We start from the raw sequence: 19,531 nt of genomic DNA, 5'->3' as shown, positions 1-19,531 counted from the left end.
GAAACGAATACGCTATAATGTTTGCCTGCGCGGCTGTAGCTCAGCTGGATAGAGTACTTGGCTACGAACCAAGGGGTCGTGGGTTCAATTCCTGCCAGCCGCACCAGAATTCGAAAAATCAGACCCGGTCTGGTTTTGCAGTAAAAAGTTTCAAGCTTCATGTTGTGAGTGAAGTGCAATCAGTTTTGCGGCTGTAGCTCAGCTGGATAGAGTACTTGGCTACGAACCAAGGGGTCGTGGGTTCAATTCCTGCCAGCCGCACCAGTATTAACCCGCTGTCAACGTCCGTTTGAGGTGGGAAAAAATCAGTAACTTCATGCAGCATGATGAAGAGCAAGTTTTGCGGCTGTAGCTCAGCTGGATAGAGTACTTGGCTACGAACCAAGGGGTCGTGGGTTCAATTCCTGCCAGCCGCACCAGTATTACCCGGAGCCTGCAGCACAGGTTTTGGTTGAAGGTTGTGACTTCATGCAGTATGGTGAAGAGTAAGTTTTGCGGCTGTAGCTCAGCTGGATAGAGTACTTGGCTACGAACCAAGGGGTCGTGGGTTCAATTCCTGCCAGCCGCACCAGAATATCGGGGGTCAGATTGTAAAATCTGACCCCCTTTTTCTATTCCGGCGCCGCTTTTCTTTCACCGGTACTGCTGCCGGAACGCGCGCGGGGTCATCTGTTTGTCGGCGCGAAATTGCCGGTTGAAATGCGCCAGGTTGCGGTAGCCCGCTTCCTGGGCGATGGCGGCAATGCCGTGCTGCGTCTGGATCAGCTGCTGGCAGGCGCGGCCGATGCGCAGCCGCGCCAGGTAGCTGCTTGGCGTGCACAGCGCGTGGCGCTTGAAGAAGCGGTGAAACGCGCCCGGCGACAAGGCCGCCCTTTGCGCCAGGTCCGCGACGGCAATGTCTTCCCGGAAGTGCAGATGCATATGGTCAAGCACGGCTGCCATGCGCTTTTGCTGGCCATCGGCCGCGATCAGCTTGCGCGCGCCGGAGGCCAGCGGCCGCGCTTGCAGGTCGCCGGCCAGTTCCAGCAGCACGTTCAGCAGCAGCGGCAAGCGCTGCGGCTGGGGCAGTGCCTGCAGTTGCAACAACATGGCGGCGCTGCGCGCAGCGGCTTCCGTGGTGAATTGCAGCGCCGGCCCGGCCCGCTGCGCCAGTTGCAGCAGGCTGTGCAGTTCCGGCAGTACGCCGGCCAGCTGCATGATCCATTCCAGCGAAAACCATACCACTACCGCCAGCATCGGCCGGCTTGCATCGATGCGCTCGCTGGCCGACCAGGTATGCGGCAAATTCGGCCCTACCAGCACCAGGTCGCCCGGCTCGAAATTGCCCATATGGTCGCCTATATAGCGCTGGCCGCGCGCGTTTACCGTCAGGGTCAGCTCGAACTGCGGGTGGTAGTGCCAGATGAACGGAATCGCCTCCAGCTCACGCCACAGCAAGCCCCAGGACTGGCCGGCGGGAATCGTCACTTGTTCATATAAAGGTGTCATCGCAACGTTCTTTCAGCTCGCATGGTCAGGATAGTATCAGTATTGGCTGTTGCCGACATAGTTGCCAGCGCCCTTGCACGGCACAATCTGTCCCACAACATCACAACAGGAGACAGCGATGCAAGACCGTTACCAATATGGCGATCAGCGCCCCGGCAACCCGTCGGTGGCCTATCTCGAGCAGGCGCAGCTGCGCGACATTCAAAAGCAACTGCCGCTGCGCGTATTGTCCGAACAAGACTTCTTGCACTGGCAAACCTGTGGCTACGTGATCGTCAAGGACGCCGTCAGCCCGGAGCAGGTGCAAGGTACGGCAGATTTCCTGTGGGAATTCCAGGGCCTGGACCAGCATGACCCCGCCACCTGGAACCAGGGGCAATTGCGCGACCATGCGATGAAGGAACTCAACGGTTCGGGCATGGTCGAGGCCTATCACAACCAGGCGCTGTGGAATAACCGCCAGAGCCCGCGCGTGTATGAGGCCTTTGTCGATATCTGGGACCGCGAAGACTTGTGGGTGACCATCGACCGCGCCAACCTGAACACGCCCAACAAGGGCAAGCGCAAGTTTGGCGGCTTTATCCACTGGGATGCCGACACCACGCTGGACCCGCTGCCGGTCAATGTGCAGGGCGTGCTGGCGCTGTCCGACACCTCGCCCGAGAGCGGCGGCTTCCAGTGCTATCCGCAATTGTTCCAGCATCTCATGGCCTGGCGCGAACAGGCGCCGAAGGACCGCAACCCGTGGCTGCCTGATCTGGCAACGGTGCCGTACCCGATGGAATTCATCGCCATGAAAAAGGGTGAGTTACTGATTTTTAACAGCCTGCTGGCGCATGGCATCCGCCCGAATACCTCGACCGACAAGGTACGCCTGGCGCAATACATTTCGTTTACGCCGGCCCAGGAAAGCAATCAAGCCTTGCGTGAGTGGCGTGTGCAGAGCTGGCGCGAGCGCAGTGCGCCGCAAGGCCATGCCTTTCCTGGAGACCCGCTGGAAAAGGAAAAGCTGCATTACCCGCAAGCGCAGCTGAGCGAGTTGGGCGAAAAAATCCTCGGCGCGCGCAACTGGTGATCGACGCCATCGTCTACGCCCTTGGTTCGGAAAACAGCTCGATATGTTGCGCAACGAACCGTAACTGGCCATGGCCTTTTCAAGCCCCTGCCGGCACCAGCATTTCCCAGTTGCCCCGGAAGGTGGCTACATCGAGCGCGCGGTCATGAGGATTGCCCGGCTTGAACAGATCGGTCAACAGCAGGTCCTGGATGGCGCCTGAAAAGCCGCCCGGCTGCCACTTGCCCCAGCGCCGCAAGGCATGGGCAAATACGGCGGCGCGCTGGCGTCCGGCCAGCTGCACCATGGCCGCGCGCACGCTTGCGGCCGCTTCCTGGCCCATGTCGGTAGCCACTGCGCAGACCATGCGCTGGCCGAATTGCAGCGGCTTGCCGGCGCTGTTCAGATGCGCTTCATTGAGCAGGCTGATGAACAGGTCGGGCGCCAGGTCGTCTTTTTCGCACGTGCTCCAGGCGGGTGCCCACGCTTCCAGGCTCATGAAACGTGCGTCCGTGGTGGCCGGGGTGTGCGTCCATTTGGCATGGCCCCTGGCATCCCAGCCCATGCGGCCAAAGGCAATCGGCTTGCCCGCCGAATTGTACTGATGGCTGCGCACGGCGCCCTTGCCGCGCGCTTGCGCCACGACGCCGGCGATGGCCTCATCAAACGGCGTCCATTGTTGCTCAGTCCATAAACCGGGCGCATCGGGTGCAGCCAGCAGCAGGAATACTTCATAGTCACGCAAGAAAAAGGCCATGCAACCATCCTGTCAGTATCAGTAAAATAACTTGGCATGACATTATAGTTGCATGGAATAATAAGATTCGTCCTGTACACAACAGTTGAGCCGGAGACCCCATGCAAGAGACCAGCTACGCCGCGCACGCCGCCTTCCTGATCGGACTGGCCGATCCCGCGCAAGCCTGCACTACCTTTTACGATGAAGATGACGAGACCGTCCACGAGTGGGAAGACGGCGTGCTGTCGATCTCGACCGACTTTGCCGACTACACCACCTACAAACTGACGCCGGTGGCAGCCAGCGTGCCGCTGCGTTTCGATGTGCTGGTGGAAAACGAAAACGGCGTGGCCGACTTCGACGACGACGCGCAGGCCGACCTGAGCGAGCGCCTGGCGCGGCTGGTCGGGCAAATACGCCAGTTCCAGGACAAGCGCGCGCTGACCGATGAAGAGCTGTCACGCTTGCAGGCGATGTTGTTGCCGGCCGGCGAGTGGGAGTGGAAAGAGTGGCCCGAGACAGGCACGCATGCCGTGCAGGATGCCTGCGCGGTGCATGAACTGGGGCTGACGCTAGTCGCACCGAGCAGCAAGCAGCAGCGCGATGTGGCTGCCAGTGACGACTTCAGCGATGGCGTACTGGCCTGGTTCCGCCGGCAATTGCAGCCGCAGGGCTGGACCCTGGTGGCGGTCACGCCGTTTGACGAACTGCAGAGTTTTTTCCTGGTCGCCAATGACAATGTCGAGACGGTGCGCGCGCTGCTGTACCAGCAGGGCCATCGCATGCTGTAGGTAATCACCAGGATCACAACCGCAGACTGGAACTGGAAGCGCATGAGCTATACCAAAACGATTAGCACCACGCGCCTGCTGCTGCGCCCGCCACAACCCTCGGACGCGGCTGCGCTGCAGGCCATGCACGCCGATCCGGAAGTGATGCGCTATTTCAGCGAACCGCCGTGGCAGGACCCGCAACGCGCCGCGCGGCAGATTGCCGATGATCACGCCGCCTTCGAGAAAGAAGAGTTCTTTCGCTTCGCCATCACATTGACAGGCACGGGCGACTACCTGGGCAGCTGCACCCTGCATGCCTTGCACCGGCAAAACCGCCGCGCCGAGATCGGCTATGCCCTGGCCCGTCCGTACTGGGGCCAGGGTTATATGCACGAGGCCTTGAGCGCGCTGCTGGAGTACGCGTTTGTGGAACGCGACCTGAACCGGCTCGAAGCCGATATCGACCCCTTGAACACCGGCTCGGCCAACGCCTTGCTGCGCCTGGGCTTCAAGCAGGAAGGCTACCTGCCCGAGCGCTGGATCGTCGGCGGCCAGGTCAGCGATTCGGCGCTGTATGGCTTGCTGCGGCGCGAGTGGCAAGCGCGGCGTGCAGCAACGTGACACGACTCAGTATCCTGCTGATCGAAGACCATGCCGGTATTGCGCGCCAGGTGGCCACTTTTTTCGACGGCCTGCACTGGCAATGCGACCATGCCGCCACCGGCGCGCTGGGCGTGCGGCTGGCCACCAGCAATATCTATGACGTGGTGCTGCTGGACCTGAACCTGCCCGATATCGACGGCTTGCAGGTGTGCCGCGCCATCAAGGCGGGGGCCCCCAGTAATGTACCGGTGCTGATGCTGACGGCGCGCGACGCTTTTGAGGACAAGGCGCGCGGCTTTCACGACGGCGCCGACGATTACCTGACCAAACCGTTCGATTTGCGCGAGCTGGCCCTGCGCTGCGAGGCGCTGGCGCGGCGCAGGCACTTGCACGTGCACCAGGAAATGCGCGTCGGCCCGCTGCTGTTGCTGGTGCGCGAAGGCCGCGCCCTGTACGGCGAAGCGCGACTGGCGCTGACGCAGAGCGGTTTCAGGATCTTGCTGCTGCTTTGCCGCGAGCATCCGCACGCCGTTTCGCGCTCGGCCTTGATCGCCCACCTGTGGGGCAGCGAGCCGCCCGACAGCGACGCGCTGAAATCGCATGTCTATGCGCTGCGCAAGCATTTGGAATCGGCGGGCGGCGCCGGCGTGCTGGTGACGATACCGCAGCTCGGTTATCGGCTGGCGATGGACGCTGGCAGCCGGGCAGGGCAGTGATGGCCACGACCATACGGCGCAGCCTGTTTGCGGCGCTGGCCGGTTTTGCCGTGCTGCTGTGCCTGTGCTATACGGGACTGGCGGTGGTGATTTCCTATGTGACCGAAGATATGCTGGTGCAGCGCCTGCTGGCACGCGAGGCGGCGCTCATCACCACGCGCGTGCGCCGGCAGGGCGCGGCGGCCTCCGGCAACGACCTGATCATGCTTTATCGCGACTATGGCGCCTTGCCAGCGCCCGTGCGGCAGCAATTTTTGTCATCGGCCCCACGCGCCGAAGTGTTTACCGGTACCGGCCAGCATTACCACGTGATGGCGCTCGATATCGATAATGCCGGCAAGCCCATGCGCTGGTATCTGCTGGCCGACGTGGCGCCGCTGCTGGTGGTATCGCGCCTGGTGCGCGAGGTGGGCGGCGTGCTGGTCGCCGTCGCGCTGGCGCTGGTCGGCCTTGCGCTGCTGCTGGCCTGGTTGCTGGCGCGCCGGCTGGTGTTGCCCTTGCAAAAACTGGCGCAGGAAGCGCGCGCCCTGACGCCTGAGTATCCGCCGCAGTTCAGCGCACGCGGCCGGCCGGACGAAATCGGCTTCCTGGCGCGCCGCCTGGAAACGACCTTTACCGAATTGCAAACGGCTTTGCAGCGCGAACAGGCGTTTGCCCGCGACGTCAGCCACGAATTGCGCACGCCGCTGACCTTGATGCGCAATACCTTGCTGTTGGCGGCAGCGCGTCCGCTGCAGCCGCTTGAACAGGCCCAGCTGCAAGAGGGCGTCGATGATATGAGCAATACCGTCGAGCTGTTGTTCAGCCTGGCGCGCGCCGAACGGATCGCGCAGGAGACGGTAGAGCTGCGCCGCTGCATCGAACAATGCCTGCTGCGTCTGCTCGAGGAACACGGCTGGGACGCCAGCTTGCTGGTACTGGACTTGCCTGAGCGCCTGCCGGTGCAGGGTCATCGCCAGCTGATCAATCTGCTGTTGAACAATTGCCTGGGCAATGCCCTGTTCCATGGCGGCCCCGCCTGCCAGTTGCGCATCGCCTTCGGGCAATGCTGTGTCGCCATCCACAATACCGTGCCGGCCGGGCAGACCGTGCGCGTACAGGGTTTTTCGCATGGCCAGTTGCTACTGGCGCGCCTGGCGCAGGTGATGCAATGGGACATCCGTTTTTATCCGGGCACGGCGAACTACCGCGTCGAGATTGTTCCCATCATGGCGACATGAAAGCCGGCCGATTTCACCGATATTTCACCTTGCCCTCCGTATGCTGGCCGTACCTTACTTACGGAGAACCCATGAAAATCATCGTCAGCCTGCTGTTGTTGCTTGCCATTTGCTTCCCCGTCCTGGCCCAGGTACAAACCCTGCAGCACAAGGACACCAAGCGCCGCTATATCGTCTATGCGCCGCCGGCCTGCCACGGCCAGCCGCAGCAGGCGTTTCCCGTGGTGTTCAATTTTCATGGCGGCGGCATGACCATGGCCGAGCAGATGCTGTACACGCAGATGAACCGGGCCGCCGACCGTCACGGGTTTATCGTTGTCTACCCGCAAGGGATCAAGCAGGACTGGAACGTGGGCTTCGGCATGGATTATCTGGGCGGTACGGACGATGTCGGCTTCACGCAAGCCATGCTGGCCCAGCTGAAACAGGATTACCGCATCGACCCCAGGCGTGTCTACGCCACCGGCCTGTCGCGCGGCGGTTTCTTTGCCCTGCGCCTGGCGGCCGAGCTGCCGCAGCACTTCGCCGCCGTGGCCTCGGTCGGCGCACCGATGCCCGAACCGGTGGTCGCGCATCACGGCAAACCGCAAAAGGTCGGCATGCTTCTGCTCCACGGCACGGCCGACCAAGTGGTGCAGTATGGAGGCAAGGCCGGCGGCTATCTGTCGGCTGACGACACCTTGCGCTACTGGGCCAGAGTCAACGGCATCGCAGCGAATGCGCCTCAGCCGCGCTTGCTGCAAGCCGTGGCCGGAGACGATTTGACAGCAAGCATGGTGGAGAAGAGCAACGGCCAGCAAAGCGTGTCCCTGGTCACCATCGACGGCGGCGGCCACACCTGGCCCGGCGCCGATGCTTTCAATGTCGGACTGTCAATCGGCAAGACCTCGCGCAACGTCGATGCCAATGAGGTGATGTGGGAGTTTTTCGGCAGGCATCGCGGGAACTAAATCAGCCCTTCCTCGCGCAGGGCTTGTTGCACCCCCGGCCGTGCCTGCACGCGCAGGTACCAGTGGCGTAAATGCTCCAGCTGGTCGAAATGGATATCGGCCTTGTAGTACGAGGTCAGCCATGGCGCCTGGCCCCAGCCGGTCAGCGCGAACAGGTAGGCGTCGGCCACGCTGAAATCTTCGCCCATCAGGTATGGCTGGCCGGCCAGTTGCTGGTCAATCCAGGCATAGCGCTGTTCCAGTCTGGGCCTGGCAATGTCCACGTAGCTGCCGGCCTGGGCGGCGTACAGCAGCGGAATAAAGCCCTTGTGCACTTCGGTGGACAGGAAGTTCAGCCATTCCTGCATCCGGTAGCGCTCGAAGCTGCCGTTGGGTGGCGCCAGCCCGGCTTCGGGATGCAGGTCGGCCAGGTATTGCATGATGGCCGGTCCTTCGCGCAGCATGCTGCCGTCGTCGAGCTCAAGCGCTGGCACATAGCCGTGCGCATTGACATCGTAAAAGCTGGCGCCGTCTTCTGTCACATGCTGTTTGTAATCGACCTTGACGAGGGTGGCGTCCAGGCCCAGTTCCGTCAGGACGATATGCGTGCCCAGCGAGCAGCTGGCGGGGATGTGGTACAGCTTCATGATGGCTCCGGTAATCGCGAACTCCAGGTGAGCCCGCCTGGACAGCCATTATAGGCATCAAGGATAAAAAAGGAAGAAGGCACTATAATGTTGTGTAGGTACATTTTTTATACTTGATGCGGATACTGCGGCCATGAAAGCGAGCGTAACGGGATGTTCGATCGAAGAAGCGATGCGGCTGCTGGGCGGGCGCTGGCGCCTGCTGCTGGTGTCGTACCTGATCGATGGCCCCAGGCGTTTCAATGAGCTGCGACGCGACGTGCCGCATATTTCGCAGCGCATGCTGACGCTGGACTTGCGCGCGCTGGAAGAGGCGGGGCTGGTGGCGCGCACGGTGTATGCCGAAGTGCCCGTCAAGGTTGAATATGCCTTGACGGAAGATGGCCAGCGGCTGCTGCCGGTAGTGGCAGTCATGAAAGAATTCGGCTTGTGGCTCAAGGCCCGGCAGCAATGAGGCCAATGCCGGGGTGGTCACGATTCACAAAGGCGCGTCCATCAACTGGAAACGATATCCGAGAAAAATACGGGCGCCGGATCGAAGCTGGCGCGCACGCCGAGGTCGTGCTTGTGATTGTCGAGCCACTCTTGCGCCGCTGCCACGCCCATATCGTGCAGGCGCTGCAGAAAGGCTGGCTGGGCATTCATTTTGGAAGAAATGCTGAACTCGGCAAGGTGCGGATGACCACTGATGAGGTGGAGCAGCGCCGGCGCCGGCTGCACGTTCCGGCCTTGCTCTTCGTCCGGTACGGTGCGCGTGTTGAGTATGCTGCTGACTTCGCGCATGAAGCTGATATTGAAGGCGATTTCATCGCTGCGGTTGCCGATGTCGGCCATGGAACGCGGAAGTTCCCGGCGCGCCACCGGATTGATTTGTACGATCACGATATCGCGCGAACTGGCGTGGCGCAGCAGCGGCGCCAACGGCGGATTGGCCACATAGCTGCCGTCCCAGTAGGTTTCGCCTTCCACTTCGACGGCAGCAAATACGGTCGGCAGGCAGCAGGACGCCATCACCCGCTGTACGTCAAGTTCCTCGCGGACAAACAGCTTGCCGGTACCGGTGCGTACATTGGTGGCAGCTATAAAGATGCTCAGCGCTTTGCAGGCGCGCACGCGCTCGAAGTCGATGGTGGCGCTGAGGAAGTGGCGCAGCGGATTGAGCGTAAACGGGATCTCGAATACCGGGCCGGCCATGGCGGCGGCCATTTGCATCATATGGTAGCCGGGCGAGGTTTGCATGGTATGGCGGCCTGCCAGATAATCGAACGGCGATGGCTGCAAAGGACTCAGCAGCGCTGTCTGCCCCAGTTTCATCCAGAATTTGTCGAGCGCTGCACGCGCGCCTTCGCGCCCGCCGCCCAGCGCGTAGCCATCGGCCATGACCGCCGCGTTGACGGCGCCGGCGCTGGTGCCGCTCACAGCCTCGATGGCCAGCTCCTGTTCCTGCAGCAGCCTGTCCAGCACGCCCCAGCCAAATGCGCCATAGGTACCGCCACCCTGTAATGCAAGGCAGATCGTTTTTTCGCTGCTCAAGGCATTCTCCCAAGTTGACATGATCAAGACTGCACATACAAATTATGCATGAAATCTTGTCAAATACGCTTGGGCGGCATTTTCAATTCCGCGTGGACACACTTCGTCGGCAGCAACCCTCAATCATCCTCACGCCACTACATTGACGGGTGCGCCGCGTTCGAACGCCTCCACATTCTCGATCAGCATGTCGGCCAGCAGCTGCATCGCTTCACCGCTGGCCCAGGCCGTATGCGGTGTCAGGATAAAGTTCGGCAGGCGCAGCTGCAGCAGCGGGTTGTCGGCTTGCGGCGGCTCTTTCGACAGCACGTCGAAACCGGCACCGGCAATCACGCCTGTCTGCAAGGCGTCGGCCAGCGCCGCTTCGTCGACCAGGCCACCGCGCGCGGTGTTGATCAATAGCGCCGTGGGCTTCATGCTGGCCAGCTCTTTGGCACCGATGATATTGCGCGTCTTGTCGGTGAGCGGCAGGTGCAGGCTCAAGATGTCGGAAGTGGCCAGCAGTTCGGCCAAAGACACTTCGGTCACGCCGTCTTCCTTGATGGGCGAGCGGTTATACACGGCCACTTGCATGCCGAAGGCGCGCGCCAGGTGCGCCACGGATTTTCCCAGCGCGCCGTAACCGAGCAGGCCCAAACGGCTGCCGTGCAGATCGCGGACAGGGTGGCCGAACAGGCAGAAGCGGTCGGACGCCTGCCACAGGCCCGCCTCGACGTCAAGACGGTAAGCCACCAGCTGGCGGCGTAGCGCCAGCATCAGCGCCAGCGTGTGCTCGGGCACTGTGGCGCGCGCATAGTCGCGGATATTGGCGACGATAATGCCGCGCGCGCGGCAGGCCGGCAGGTCGATGATGTCGGTGCCGGTGGCGGCCACGGCGATCATTTTCAGGTCCGGCAATTGCGCCAGCTCGGCTTCCCGCAGCGGCACCTTGTTGGTGATGGCGATGCTGGCGCCTTGCAAGCGTTCGACGGTCTGCGCGCTGCCTTTGGTGTGTGCGTGCTCGGCCCACTCGTGGGCAAAGGCGGGCGGTCGGACCTTGGCGATCAGGCTGTCGCGGTCGAGAAAAACGATGCGGTGTCGCTTATGCTGTAGTGCTGTCATGGCTGGACCTCGGTCTGGCCGGCGCGCGCAAACTTCGTTTTCATTTGCGTGGCCGGGTGGTTGGTAAACATGTCGGCGACCCATTCGACAAACACGCGCACCTTGGCCGACAGGTGGCGGTTGGGCGGATAGATCACGTGGATCGGCAGCGGGTCGGATTCCCACTCGGTGAGCAACTCGACCATTTTGCCTTGTTCCATCAAGGGCGCAAGCATGAAATGCGTCATCTGCACGATGCCCAGGCCGGCTACGCCGGCCGCCGTGTAGGCGTTCGAGTCGTTCAGCGCGATATGGCTGGGCATGGCGATCTGTATGCGTTCGCCGTCGCGCGTGAAATCCCATTCGAACGTGCGACCGGTCTTGGCCGAGAAAAAATTCACGCCACGGTGGCGCGGCAAGTCGTTCGGGTGCTGCGGCGTGCCGTGATGGGCCAGGTAGGCGGGCGAGGCGCAGGTGACGAAATGCAGCACGCCGACCCGGCGCGCGATCAGGTTCACATCGCCCAGTTCGCCGCCGCGCACGGCGCAATCCACGCCTTCCTCGATCAGGTCGACCGGGCGGTCGCTGCAACCGAGTTCGAGCACGATGTCCGGGTAGCGCGCGAAAAAGTCGGGCAGGGCGGGGATCAGCAGTTCGCTGGCCAGCGCGGTCGGTGCATCGACCCGCAGACGGCCGCTGGGGTTGAGCCGCGTGCGCGACAGCGACTCTTCCGCTTCGCGCACGTCCGACAGGATGCGCACGCAGTGTTCATAATAGGCGGCGCCGTCCGAGGTGATACTGACGTGGCGGGTGGTGCGGTTCAGCAGTTTCACCGACAGGCTGCTTTCCAGCGCCGCGATCAGGGTCGACACAGTGGCCTTCGGCAACTGCATGTTTTCGGCCGCGCGCGTAAAGCCGCCCGCATCGACCACCTGGATGAACACTTCCATTGCTTGTAGCTTGTTCACTTGATTTCCTGACACTTTACTTCGCATTGTTCAGAATATTGAACAATCAATTCATCATTGCCTACTTTATCAGATTGTAGAACAAGTTTATAGTTGTTGTACTGCAGCATAAATACGAAGTTGCAGAAACGGCGGTCGATAGTTACAGGAGGAAAATCATGGGTCATCGGAATGGAAACTTTGCAGTGTTCGCGCTGGTAGTGAGCTCGCTTGCTCTGGCTTCGATGGTATTTACGGACGCTTACTCGCAGGCGGCGCAAGCCGAGGCCAGCGGCTACAGCGCCCTGACCCATGAAGTTGGAGGCACCTTGCTGTGCGTTAATGACGCCGGCCTGGACATGAACATGGCCGCAGCGCCGGTGGTGGCGCAATGAATGCGCCCGCCAGCGCGGACGACCTGGCGCCTGCCGAGTCGCTGAAGATACGCGATATCGAAGTGCAGGGCGAGGCGGGGCCGCTGGCGGCGCGCATCTATACGGCCGGCGTGCCGGGCGCGAAAAAGCCGAGCCTGTTCGTATTCTTTCACGGTGGCGGCTTTGATGACGGCGACCTGGAAGATGCCGATGATTTTTTGCGCTGCCTGGCACTGGGCAATCCCGACCAGGTGGTGCTGACGTCAAATTACACGCTGGCCAGCGTGCGGCCTTTCCCAGCCGCCGTCGAAGACGCGCATGCCGTGCTGCTGTGGGCGAAGAAGAACAAGGCCAAGCTGGGCTGGACCGGCAAGCAGATGCTGGTGTCGGGCATCGAAGCGGGCGCCAACCTGGCGGCCGTATGCGCCATGATGTCGCGCGACCGCGGCGGCCCGGCGCTGGCGGGGCAGGTACTGATCATGCCGATGCTCGATCCCGGCCTGTCGACCTGCTCGATGCGCTCGCTGCCGAGTTGCCCGGAACTGGTGGAAGTGGCTGATGCCTGCGCCGCCGCCTACCGCAGCTACCTGCCGAACGCCGCCGATCGCAGTCATCCGTATGCGTCGCCGCTGCAGTCAAGCCGCCTGAAAAACCTGCCGCCGGCGCTGATCGTCTCGAGCGAGGATGACCCATTGCGCGACGAGGCTGAACAATACGGCAGCAAGCTGATTGCCTGCGGCATCAAGACTACTGTGCGGCGCTTGCCCGCAGTGCCGCTGCAAGACGCCACCGCCCGCAATGAATGCGCGTGCAAAGTGCACGTCCTCGGTGAAATTGCCAGCTTTGTCGCTGGCCTGAGCAAGGAGACCACCTCATGACACCGCGATTCTGCACCCTGGAATAAATTACACTTATCGGTTTACTTTTTTGGATCTGGTTGTTACACTGTGTAGTGTAGTTCCATGAATACCTAATTCGTCTGCGCTGTGCGTTCGCACAGCCGGTTTGTCGACCCCGCCCGCTTTTCGTACGCAGGCGGTCCCTTTATCTTTGACCGAGCGCCGTCGGGCGCCATAGCATCTTTATTCACTTTAATCGGCTGGGTGGCTTCCTGTCGCTCATACCATTAGAAATTTTCATAAAACAGGGAAATAAAATGAAAAACGTTCAACAAATTTCTATCCTGCTCAAGCCGCTGGCGGCCGCGCTGGCTGTTGCCGGCCTGGTGGCGTTCAGCCTGGCCGGCTGCGATTCGGCCAACAGCAAGGTGCCCGACGCGCCCGCAGCCGGCGGCCCGCCGGTCTCGACCGCCGCCGTGATTGAAAAACGGATTACCGAAACCCAGGAATTCTCGGGTCGCCTGGAAGCCATCGAACGTGTGGAGATCCGTTCGCGCGTCGGCGGCTTCATTACCTCGGTGAACTTCAAGCCGGGCAGCGAAGTGAAAAAAGGCGACGTGCTGTTCGTGATCGATCCACGTCCGTTCCAGGCCGAGGTATCGCGTGCCGAAGGCGCCGCCGCCTCGGCCCGCGCCAAGGCCGAACTGGCCAAGCTTGAACTGGTCCGCGCCGAAAAACTGCTGGCCGAAAAAGCCATCCCGCAGCGCGAACTCGATGAAAAAGCTTCGGGTCTGAAAGAGCTGGACGCCAATGTGCGCGCCGCGCAAGCGTCGTATGAAGCGGCCAGGCTGAACCTGTCGTACACCCAGGTACAGGCGCCGATCAGCGGCCGTGTATCGAAGGCTGAAATCACCGTCGGCAACCTGATCGACGCCACCGCCATTCTCACTTCGGTGGTATCGACCGACCGCATCTACGCCAGCTTCGACGGCGACGAAGACACCTATCTGCGCGTGGCCGGTACGGCGCAAAAGGGCGGCCCTGTGAGCGTCAAGGTGGGCCTGGCCAACGAAGAAGGCTACCCGCACGAAGGCAAGCTGGAATTCGTCGACAACCAGCTCGATCCGGCCACCGGCAGCGTGCGCATGCGCGCCACCTTTGCCAATGCCGACCGCATGCTGGTGCCTGGCCTGTTTGCCCGCATCCAGCTCGACACCGGCAGCGGCCCTCAGGCGCAAGGGTCGGCCTTGTTGATCAGCGACCGCGCCGTCGGTACTGACCAGAGCCGTAAATACGTGTACGTGGTGGGTGCCGACAACAAGGCTGAATACCGCGCCGTCAAGCTGGGTCCGAACTCGAACGGCCTGCGCGTGGTGCGCGAAGGCCTGAAAGCGGGCGAGAAGATCGTCGTCAACGGCCTGCAGCGCGTGCGCCCCGGCGCCCCGGTCACGCCGCAGCTGGTGGCGATGGACTTCGATCCGACCGCGCCAGCCGCTCCCGCGAAACCGGCAGAAAAAGATGCCAAGGTCGCCGCCAATACGCAAGACAAGGCAGCCGCCAAGGCAGCATCGACTTCCAAGGAATAAACCATGAACTTTTCACGCTTTTTCATCGACAAGCCGATCTTCGCGGCGGTGCTGTCGATAGTCATTTTCGTGGCCGGGATGCTGTCGATCTTCGGCCTGCCGATCTCGGAATACCCCGACGTCGTGCCGCCATCGGTGGTGGTGCGCGCCCAGTATCCTGGCGCCAACCCGAAAGTGATCGCCGAAACTGTCGCCGCCCCGTTGGAGGAACAGATCAACGGTGTCGAGAACATGCTCTATATGTCCTCGCAAAACACGTCCGACGGCGCGATGATGCTGACGATCACCTTCAAGATCGGCACCAACGTCGAGCAGGCCGAGACGCAGGTACAGAACCGCGTGCAGCGCGCCTTGCCGCGCCTGCCCGAAGAAGTGCGCCAGATCGGCGTGACGACCGTCAAGTCCTCGCCCAACCTGACCATGGTGGTGCACCTGGTCTCGCCCAACAAACGCTATGACGATATGTACCTGCGTAACTACGCGGTGCTGAACGTCAAGGACCAGCTGGCCCGTTTGCCCGGCATGGGCGACATCCAGATCTTTGGCGCCGGCGACTACGCCATGCGCATCTGGCTCGACCCGCAAAAAGTGGCGGCACGCGGCATGACGGCCAATGATGTCGTCGAGGCCATCCGCGAACAGAACGTGCAGGTCGCCGCCGGTGTGATCGGTGCTTCGCCGGCGAAAAACTCGCCGTTCCAGCTGACCGTCAATACCCAGGGCCGTTTGCAGTCGCCCGAGGAATTCGGCGCCATTATCGTGCGCACCAATAGCGACGGCGCGGTGACGCAACTGAAAGACGTGGCACGCGTCGAAATGGGCGCCAACAGCTACTCGCTGCGGTCCTTGCTGAACAATAATCCGGCCGTCGGCATGGGTATTTTCGAGGCCCCGAACGCCAACGCGCTGCAACTGTCTTCCGACGTGCGCGCCAAGATGGAAGAACTGAAAAAAGACTTTCCGCAAGGCGTGGAATACCGCATCGAGTACGACCCGACCCAGTTCGTGCGTTCGTCGATCGAAGCCGTGATCCATACGCTGCTCGAAGCGATAGCCCTGGTGGTGCTGGTGGTGATCATCTTCCTGCAAACCTGGCGCGCTTCCATTATTCCGCTGCTGGCCGTGCCGGTCTCCATCGTCGGTACCTTTGCCGTGATGCTGGGCTTTGGTTTTTCGATCAATACCCTGTCGCTATTCGGCCTCGTGCTGGCCATCGGTATCGTCGTCGATGACGCCATCGTGGTGGTGGAAAACGTCGAGCGCAATATCGAGGAAGGCCTGTCGCCGCGCGACGCCACCATCCAGGCCATGAAAGAGGTCAGCGGTCCTATCGTCGCCATCGCGCTGGTGCTGTGCGCCGTGTTCGTGCCGATCGCCTTCGTGCCCGGCCTGTCGGGCGAGTTCTATCGCCAGTTCGCGCTGACCATCGCGATTTCGACCGTGATCTCGGCTTTCAGCTCGCTGACCCTGGCACCGGCCCTGTCGGCCGCGCTGTTGAAACCGCACGATGCGCCGAAAGATGCGCTGACGCGCGGCATGGACAAGGTCTTCGGGCGTTTCTTCGCCTGGTTCAACCGCTTCTTCGGCCGTGCTTCGCACCGCTATGAAGCCGGTGTCAAAGGTGTGCTGGGCCGCAAGAGCGCCTCGCTGGGCGTGTATGCGCTGCTGGTGATCGCCGCCGTGTTCGTGTTCAAGGCCGTGCCTGCCGGTTTCGTGCCTGGCCAGGACAAGCAATACCTGGTCGGTTTCGCGCAACTGCCTGACGCTGCCTCGCTGGACCGCACCGAAGACGTGGTACGCCGCATGTCCGACGTCATCAAGTCGGTGCCTGGCGTGGAATCGACGATCGCCTTCCCGGGCCTGTCGATCAACGACTTCACCAATGCGCCGAACGCCGGTATCGTGTTCGCCACCCTGAAGCCGTTCGACGAGCGCACCACCAAGGAGTTGTCCGGTGGCGCCATCGCGGCCGAGATCAACAAGCGCCTGGGTGGTATCCAGGATGCCTTCATCATGGTGTTCCCGCCACCGCCGGTCAACGGCCTCGGTACCATCGGCGGCTTCAAGATGATGATCGAAGACCGCGGCAATCTCGGTTACGACGCGCTGTACAACGCCACCCAGGCGCTGGCCGGCAAGGCTTACCAGACACCGGAACTGGCGGGCGTGTTCTCGGGTTACCAGATCAACGTGCCACAGCTGTTCGCCGATGTCGACCGTGTCAAGGCCAAGCAGCTGGGCGTGCCGCTGGCAACCATCTACCAGACCTTGCAGATCAACCTGGGCTCCTTGTACGTGAATGACTTCAACCAGTTTGGCCGCACCTACCAGGTGCGCGTGCAGGCCGATGCCGAGTTCCGTTCGCATGCACAGGACATCGCGCAGCTGAAGGTCCGTAGCGACAAGGGCGAGATGATCCCGCTGTCTTCCCTGATGCGCGTAAAAGACAGCTATGGTCCGGACCGCGTGCAGCGCTACAACGCCTACGCCGCAGCCGATTTCAATGGCGGCCCGGCACCGGGTGTATCGAGTGGCCAGGCGCAAGCGGCGCTGGAACGCATCGCCAAGGAAGTGCTGCCGCAAGGGATTTCGTATGAATGGACCGAGCTGACCTACCAGGACATCTTGTCCGGCAACACGATGATCTATGTGTTCCCGCTGTGCGTGCTGCTGGTGTTCCTGGTACTCGCTGCCCAGTACGAAAGCTGGACCCTGCCGCTGGCCGTGATTCTGATCGTGCCGATGTCGATCCTGTGCGCGCTGCTGGGCGTGAAACTCACCGGTGGCGACAACAACGTGTTTACCCAGATCGCGCTGTTCGTGCTGGTCGGGCTGGCGTCGAAAAATGCGATTCTGATCGTCGAATTTGCGCGCGAACTGGAAGACCATGGCCGCACCGTGGTGCAAGCCGCGCTGGAAGCTTGCCGCCTGCGTCTGCGTCCGATCCTGATGACGTCGATCGCCTTCATCATGGGCGTGGTGCCTTTGGTGTTCTCGCACGGTGCCGGTTCGGAAATGCGCCATGCCATGGGTGTGGCGGTGTTTGCCGGCATGCTGGGCGTGACCTTCTTCGGCCTGTTCCTGACGCCTGTATTTTATGTATTGCTGCGCACCCTGGCGCAGCGTTTCGAGAAAAAACCAGTTGCCGCCAAGCGCCCCGCCGCGCCGGTGCTGGACCTGGAAGGAGATGTATCGTGAAAAGCCAATTGAACCCGCTGTTCAAACCAGTGCTCGGCGCCATGGCAGCGGCCGTACTGCTGGCAGCGTGCGCTGCGCCCGATTTCCAGCAGCCGCAGATCGCCACCCCGGCCGCTTTCAAGGAAGCGCAAGTGCCGGCGGTGCAGACGGCGCAGGACGGCACCCGCTGGTCGCCGGCGCAGGTGAACTACGCCGAACGCCAGGCGCGCGGCGAATGGTGGCTGGCGTTTAACGACCCCACCTTGACCGGCCTGATTGCGCAGGCCACGCAGGCCAATGCCAACCTGGCCGTGGCAGCCGCCCGCGTCAAGCAGGCGAGGGCGATTGCCGGCATCGCCGAAGCGGACCGCATACCGCAAGTGGGCGTGAACGTGGGCGGCCAGCGCAACCGCGCTTCGACTACCTCGCTGGGCCTGCCGAACGGCACGCCGGTGGCCGCCACCAATGTCTACCAGGCCAACCTGACGGCCAGCTACGAAGTTGACCTGTTCGGCCGCGTGGCGGCCAATGTCAGCGCCTCGCGCAACGATGCGCTGGCGGTCGAAGCGACCTATCGCTCGGTGCTGCTGTCGCTGCAGGCCGACGTGGCGCAGACTTACTTCCAGCTGCGTGCGCTCGACGCCGAACTGGCGACCCTCGCCGAGACGGTGCGCCTGCGCGAGGAAAGCGTGCATGTCAACCAGCGCCGCTATGACCTGGGCGATATCGGCGAATTCGACCTGTCGCGGGCCCGCACCGAACTGTCGACGGCGCGCGCCGAGGCGATCGGCCTGCAGCGCCAGCGCGCCACCGGCGAGCATGCGCTGGCGGTCTTGCTGGGTAAACCTGCGGCCAGCTTCACTGCCATCGTCAATCCGCTGCAGAACAGCGCCTTTTTGCCAGTGATTCCCGCCGGCCTGCCGTCGACGCTGCTGGAACGCCGGCCCGATATTGCCTCGGCCCAGCGCACCATGGAAGCGTCGAATGCGCGTATCGGCGTGGCGAAATCGGCGATGTTCCCGGCCCTGATGTTGAACGCTTCGGGCGGCGGCGCGGCCGATACTTTTTCCGACGTGTTCAAGTGGAGCAGCCGCTCCTGGCTGCTGGGCGCCTTGATGTCGATGCCCATCATCGACGGTGGCCGCAACAAGGCGGCAGTCGCGCGCAGCGAAGCGCAGCTGGAAGAATCGGTCGGCACCTACCGCCAGAGCGTGCTGGTGGCGTTTGCCGAAGTCGAAGACAATCTTGCCGGCCTGCGGATCCTGGCTGGCCAGACACAGCAGATCGACGAAGCCGTGGTCTCGGCACGCCGTTCGGCCGACCTGGCGCAGAAACTGTATGACGCCGGCCGTTCCAGCTACCTGGACCTGCTCGACGCGCAGCGCAATCTGTCGGCCATCGAACGCAGCGCCGTGCAACTGCGCGGCAACCGCGCCGTCACCACCGTGGCGCTGATTCGCTCCCTGGGTGGTGGCTGGGGCGAGCCGGAGCCGCAGGTGGCGGCCAACTAGTTTTCCGGCACTGCGGGCCGGACAACGCCGGCCCGCAGCATGGAAACGTCTGTTGATAGCGGCGCAATGGTCTGACCATTGCGCCGTTTTTTAGGCTATGTCACCATCAAGTGTGGGAAAGACCCCATGGTGGCTTTGAGCAAGCTTTCCGGGGACAAAATTCTCCTGGCGTCGAGTATCCACCGCCAGCCCAGGTAGCTGGGCAGATAGCGTGTCGCCACGCCATGAAAGGCGCTCAGCCAGCCGCGCAGGCGACTGTGATAGGCATTGACGTTTTGCACATGGATCGTGCCACGCACACGGATGCCTGCCCGC

General features: G+C 62.2%; 18 protein-coding genes, 4 tRNA genes and 1 pseudogene. 16 read left to right on the top strand and 7 right to left on the bottom strand.

The features are described 5' to 3' along the window. The first annotated feature begins 29 nt into the window (after positions 1 to 29). The 4 genes from ACQ4WM_RS22910 (at position 30) to ACQ4WM_RS22895 (ending at position 571) form a co-directional block, all read left to right on the top strand. Positions 30 to 106 (top strand) — tRNA-Arg (locus tag ACQ4WM_RS22910). Positions 107 to 187: 81 nt separating this feature from the next. After that, positions 188 to 264: transfer RNA gene (locus tag ACQ4WM_RS22905), tRNA-Arg, on the top strand. 78 nt (positions 265 to 342) lie between these two features. Then, positions 343 to 419: transfer RNA gene (locus ACQ4WM_RS22900), tRNA-Arg, on the top strand. Between the two features lie 75 nt (positions 420 to 494). Further along, a tRNA-Arg gene (locus ACQ4WM_RS22895) sits at positions 495 to 571 on the top strand. A 62-nt stretch (positions 572 to 633) separates the two neighbouring features. Here ACQ4WM_RS22895 and ACQ4WM_RS22890 read toward each other — a convergent pair. Next, entirely contained in the window at positions 634 to 1,488 is an 855-nt protein-coding gene (locus tag ACQ4WM_RS22890; protein WP_436548959.1) for a cupin domain-containing protein, read from the bottom strand. A gap of 118 nt (positions 1,489 to 1,606) precedes the next feature. Between ACQ4WM_RS22890 and ACQ4WM_RS22885 the strand changes: the two genes are divergently transcribed. Further along, positions 1,607 to 2,563 carry a phytanoyl-CoA dioxygenase family protein gene (locus tag ACQ4WM_RS22885; protein ID WP_436548958.1) on the top strand — a complete coding sequence of 319 codons (957 nt, stop codon included), beginning with the start codon at positions 1,607 to 1,609 and terminating at the stop codon, positions 2,561 to 2,563. Positions 2,564 to 2,642: 79 nt separating this feature from the next. Here ACQ4WM_RS22885 and ACQ4WM_RS22880 read toward each other — a convergent pair whose 3' ends face one another. After that, positions 2,643 to 3,299: a hypothetical protein gene (locus ACQ4WM_RS22880; protein ID WP_436548957.1), complete on the bottom strand. Its 657-nt coding sequence runs from the start codon at positions 3,297 to 3,299 to the stop codon at positions 2,643 to 2,645. A 101-nt stretch (positions 3,300 to 3,400) separates the two neighbouring features. Between ACQ4WM_RS22880 and ACQ4WM_RS22875 the strand changes: the two genes are divergently transcribed. From ACQ4WM_RS22875 to ACQ4WM_RS22855, 5 genes are all read left to right on the top strand, one after another. After that, on the top strand, positions 3,401 to 4,072 hold the full coding sequence (locus tag ACQ4WM_RS22875; protein ID WP_436548956.1) for a DUF6630 family protein: 672 nt from the start codon (positions 3,401 to 3,403) through the stop codon (positions 4,070 to 4,072). A 42-nt stretch (positions 4,073 to 4,114) separates the two neighbouring features. Further along, positions 4,115 to 4,675: a GNAT family N-acetyltransferase gene (locus ACQ4WM_RS22870; RefSeq protein ID WP_436548955.1), complete on the top strand. Its 561-nt coding sequence runs from the start codon at positions 4,115 to 4,117 to the stop codon at positions 4,673 to 4,675. After that, a complete protein-coding gene (locus tag ACQ4WM_RS22865) occupies positions 4,672 to 5,373 on the top strand; it encodes a response regulator transcription factor (protein WP_436548954.1) in 702 nt (233 codons plus the stop codon). The genes ACQ4WM_RS22870 and ACQ4WM_RS22865 overlap by 4 nt, the downstream gene beginning before the upstream one ends. After that, positions 5,373 to 6,593, top strand: a complete 1,221-nt coding sequence (locus tag ACQ4WM_RS22860; RefSeq protein WP_436548953.1) for a sensor histidine kinase — start codon at positions 5,373 to 5,375, stop codon at positions 6,591 to 6,593. Before ACQ4WM_RS22865 ends, ACQ4WM_RS22860 begins: the two co-directional genes overlap by 1 nt. Positions 6,594 to 6,664: 71 nt before the next feature. Next, entirely contained in the window at positions 6,665 to 7,543 is an 879-nt protein-coding gene (locus tag ACQ4WM_RS22855) for an extracellular catalytic domain type 1 short-chain-length polyhydroxyalkanoate depolymerase (RefSeq protein ID WP_436548952.1), read from the top strand. Here ACQ4WM_RS22855 and gstA read toward each other — a convergent pair. Further along, complete coding sequence (gstA, locus tag ACQ4WM_RS22850; protein ID WP_436548951.1) at positions 7,540 to 8,169, bottom strand: glutathione transferase GstA; 630 nt, start codon at positions 8,167 to 8,169, stop codon at positions 7,540 to 7,542. The genes ACQ4WM_RS22855 and gstA overlap by 4 nt on opposite strands. Before the next feature lie 133 nt (positions 8,170 to 8,302). Between gstA and ACQ4WM_RS22845 the strand changes: the two genes are divergently transcribed. Further along, positions 8,303 to 8,623 (top strand): winged helix-turn-helix transcriptional regulator, encoded by a 321-nt coding sequence (locus ACQ4WM_RS22845; protein ID WP_436548950.1) that lies wholly within the window; start codon positions 8,303 to 8,305, stop codon positions 8,621 to 8,623. Between the two features lie 41 nt (positions 8,624 to 8,664). On the opposite strand, the gene ACQ4WM_RS22840 is transcribed toward ACQ4WM_RS22845, so the two are convergent. The 3 genes from ACQ4WM_RS22840 to ACQ4WM_RS22830 form a co-directional block, all read right to left on the bottom strand. Next, positions 8,665 to 9,702 carry a patatin-like phospholipase family protein gene (locus tag ACQ4WM_RS22840; RefSeq protein WP_436548949.1) on the bottom strand — a complete coding sequence of 346 codons (1,038 nt, stop codon included), beginning with the start codon at positions 9,700 to 9,702 and terminating at the stop codon, positions 8,665 to 8,667. 129 nt (positions 9,703 to 9,831) lie between these two features. Then, complete coding sequence (locus tag ACQ4WM_RS22835) at positions 9,832 to 10,803, bottom strand: D-2-hydroxyacid dehydrogenase (RefSeq protein ID WP_436548948.1); 972 nt, start codon at positions 10,801 to 10,803, stop codon at positions 9,832 to 9,834. Continuing rightward, positions 10,800 to 11,750, bottom strand: coding sequence for a LysR family transcriptional regulator (locus ACQ4WM_RS22830; protein WP_436548947.1), 951 nt, complete (start codon positions 11,748 to 11,750; stop codon positions 10,800 to 10,802). Before ACQ4WM_RS22830 ends, ACQ4WM_RS22835 begins: the two co-directional genes overlap by 4 nt. A gap of 158 nt (positions 11,751 to 11,908) precedes the next feature. On the opposite strand from ACQ4WM_RS22830, the gene ACQ4WM_RS22825 reads away from it, so the two are divergent. From ACQ4WM_RS22825 to ACQ4WM_RS22805, 5 genes are all read left to right on the top strand, one after another. Next, positions 11,909 to 12,124 (top strand): hypothetical protein, encoded by a 216-nt coding sequence (locus ACQ4WM_RS22825; RefSeq protein WP_436548946.1) that lies wholly within the window; start codon positions 11,909 to 11,911, stop codon positions 12,122 to 12,124. Beyond that, entirely contained in the window at positions 12,121 to 12,981 is an 861-nt protein-coding gene (locus tag ACQ4WM_RS22820) for an alpha/beta hydrolase (protein WP_436548945.1), read from the top strand. The genes ACQ4WM_RS22825 and ACQ4WM_RS22820 overlap by 4 nt, the downstream gene beginning before the upstream one ends. Before the next feature lie 278 nt (positions 12,982 to 13,259). Then, complete coding sequence (locus ACQ4WM_RS22815; protein ID WP_436548944.1) at positions 13,260 to 14,528, top strand: efflux RND transporter periplasmic adaptor subunit; 1,269 nt, start codon at positions 13,260 to 13,262, stop codon at positions 14,526 to 14,528. Between the two features lie 3 nt (positions 14,529 to 14,531). Beyond that, positions 14,532 to 17,726, top strand: a complete 3,195-nt coding sequence (locus ACQ4WM_RS22810; protein WP_436548943.1) for an efflux RND transporter permease subunit — start codon at positions 14,532 to 14,534, stop codon at positions 17,724 to 17,726. Between the two features lie 41 nt (positions 17,727 to 17,767). Further along, positions 17,768 to 19,216 carry an efflux transporter outer membrane subunit gene (locus tag ACQ4WM_RS22805; RefSeq protein ID WP_436549028.1) on the top strand — a complete coding sequence of 483 codons (1,449 nt, stop codon included), beginning with the start codon at positions 17,768 to 17,770 and terminating at the stop codon, positions 19,214 to 19,216. A gap of 95 nt (positions 19,217 to 19,311) precedes the next feature. On the opposite strand, the pseudogene ACQ4WM_RS22800 reads toward ACQ4WM_RS22805, so the two are convergent. Further along, a pseudogene (locus ACQ4WM_RS22800) lies at positions 19,312 to 19,531 on the bottom strand (IS1595-like element ISJsp4 family transposase); the annotation flags it as partial.

This window comes from Janthinobacterium longum, from assembly GCF_051380735.1.
Classification (GTDB): Bacteria; Pseudomonadota; Gammaproteobacteria; order Burkholderiales; family Burkholderiaceae_D; genus Janthinobacterium.
This window is presented reverse-complemented; position numbering and strand designations above follow the sequence as displayed.

Coding starts and splice junctions, on each gene's coding strand:
- ACQ4WM_RS22805 (WP_436549028.1), top strand. CDS start 17,768: ATGGCAGCGGCCGTACTGCTGGCAGCGTGCGCTGCGCCCGATTTCCAG.
- ACQ4WM_RS22880 (WP_436548957.1), bottom strand. CDS start 3,299: ATGGCCTTTTTCTTGCGTGACTATGAAGTATTCCTGCTGCTGGCTGCA.
- ACQ4WM_RS22820 (WP_436548945.1), top strand. CDS start 12,121: ATGAATGCGCCCGCCAGCGCGGACGACCTGGCGCCTGCCGAGTCGCTG.
- ACQ4WM_RS22845 (WP_436548950.1), top strand. CDS start 8,303: ATGAAAGCGAGCGTAACGGGATGTTCGATCGAAGAAGCGATGCGGCTG.
- gstA (WP_436548951.1), bottom strand. CDS start 8,169: ATGAAGCTGTACCACATCCCCGCCAGCTGCTCGCTGGGCACGCATATC.
- ACQ4WM_RS22875 (WP_436548956.1), top strand. CDS start 3,401: ATGCAAGAGACCAGCTACGCCGCGCACGCCGCCTTCCTGATCGGACTG.
- ACQ4WM_RS22855 (WP_436548952.1), top strand. CDS start 6,665: ATGAAAATCATCGTCAGCCTGCTGTTGTTGCTTGCCATTTGCTTCCCC.
- ACQ4WM_RS22885 (WP_436548958.1), top strand. CDS start 1,607: ATGCAAGACCGTTACCAATATGGCGATCAGCGCCCCGGCAACCCGTCG.
- ACQ4WM_RS22870 (WP_436548955.1), top strand. CDS start 4,115: ATGAGCTATACCAAAACGATTAGCACCACGCGCCTGCTGCTGCGCCCG.
- ACQ4WM_RS22890 (WP_436548959.1), bottom strand. CDS start 1,488: ATGACACCTTTATATGAACAAGTGACGATTCCCGCCGGCCAGTCCTGG.
- ACQ4WM_RS22810 (WP_436548943.1), top strand. CDS start 14,532: ATGAACTTTTCACGCTTTTTCATCGACAAGCCGATCTTCGCGGCGGTG.
- ACQ4WM_RS22825 (WP_436548946.1), top strand. CDS start 11,909: ATGGGTCATCGGAATGGAAACTTTGCAGTGTTCGCGCTGGTAGTGAGC.
- ACQ4WM_RS22835 (WP_436548948.1), bottom strand. CDS start 10,803: ATGACAGCACTACAGCATAAGCGACACCGCATCGTTTTTCTCGACCGC.
- ACQ4WM_RS22860 (WP_436548953.1), top strand. CDS start 5,373: ATGGCCACGACCATACGGCGCAGCCTGTTTGCGGCGCTGGCCGGTTTT.
- ACQ4WM_RS22815 (WP_436548944.1), top strand. CDS start 13,260: ATGAAAAACGTTCAACAAATTTCTATCCTGCTCAAGCCGCTGGCGGCC.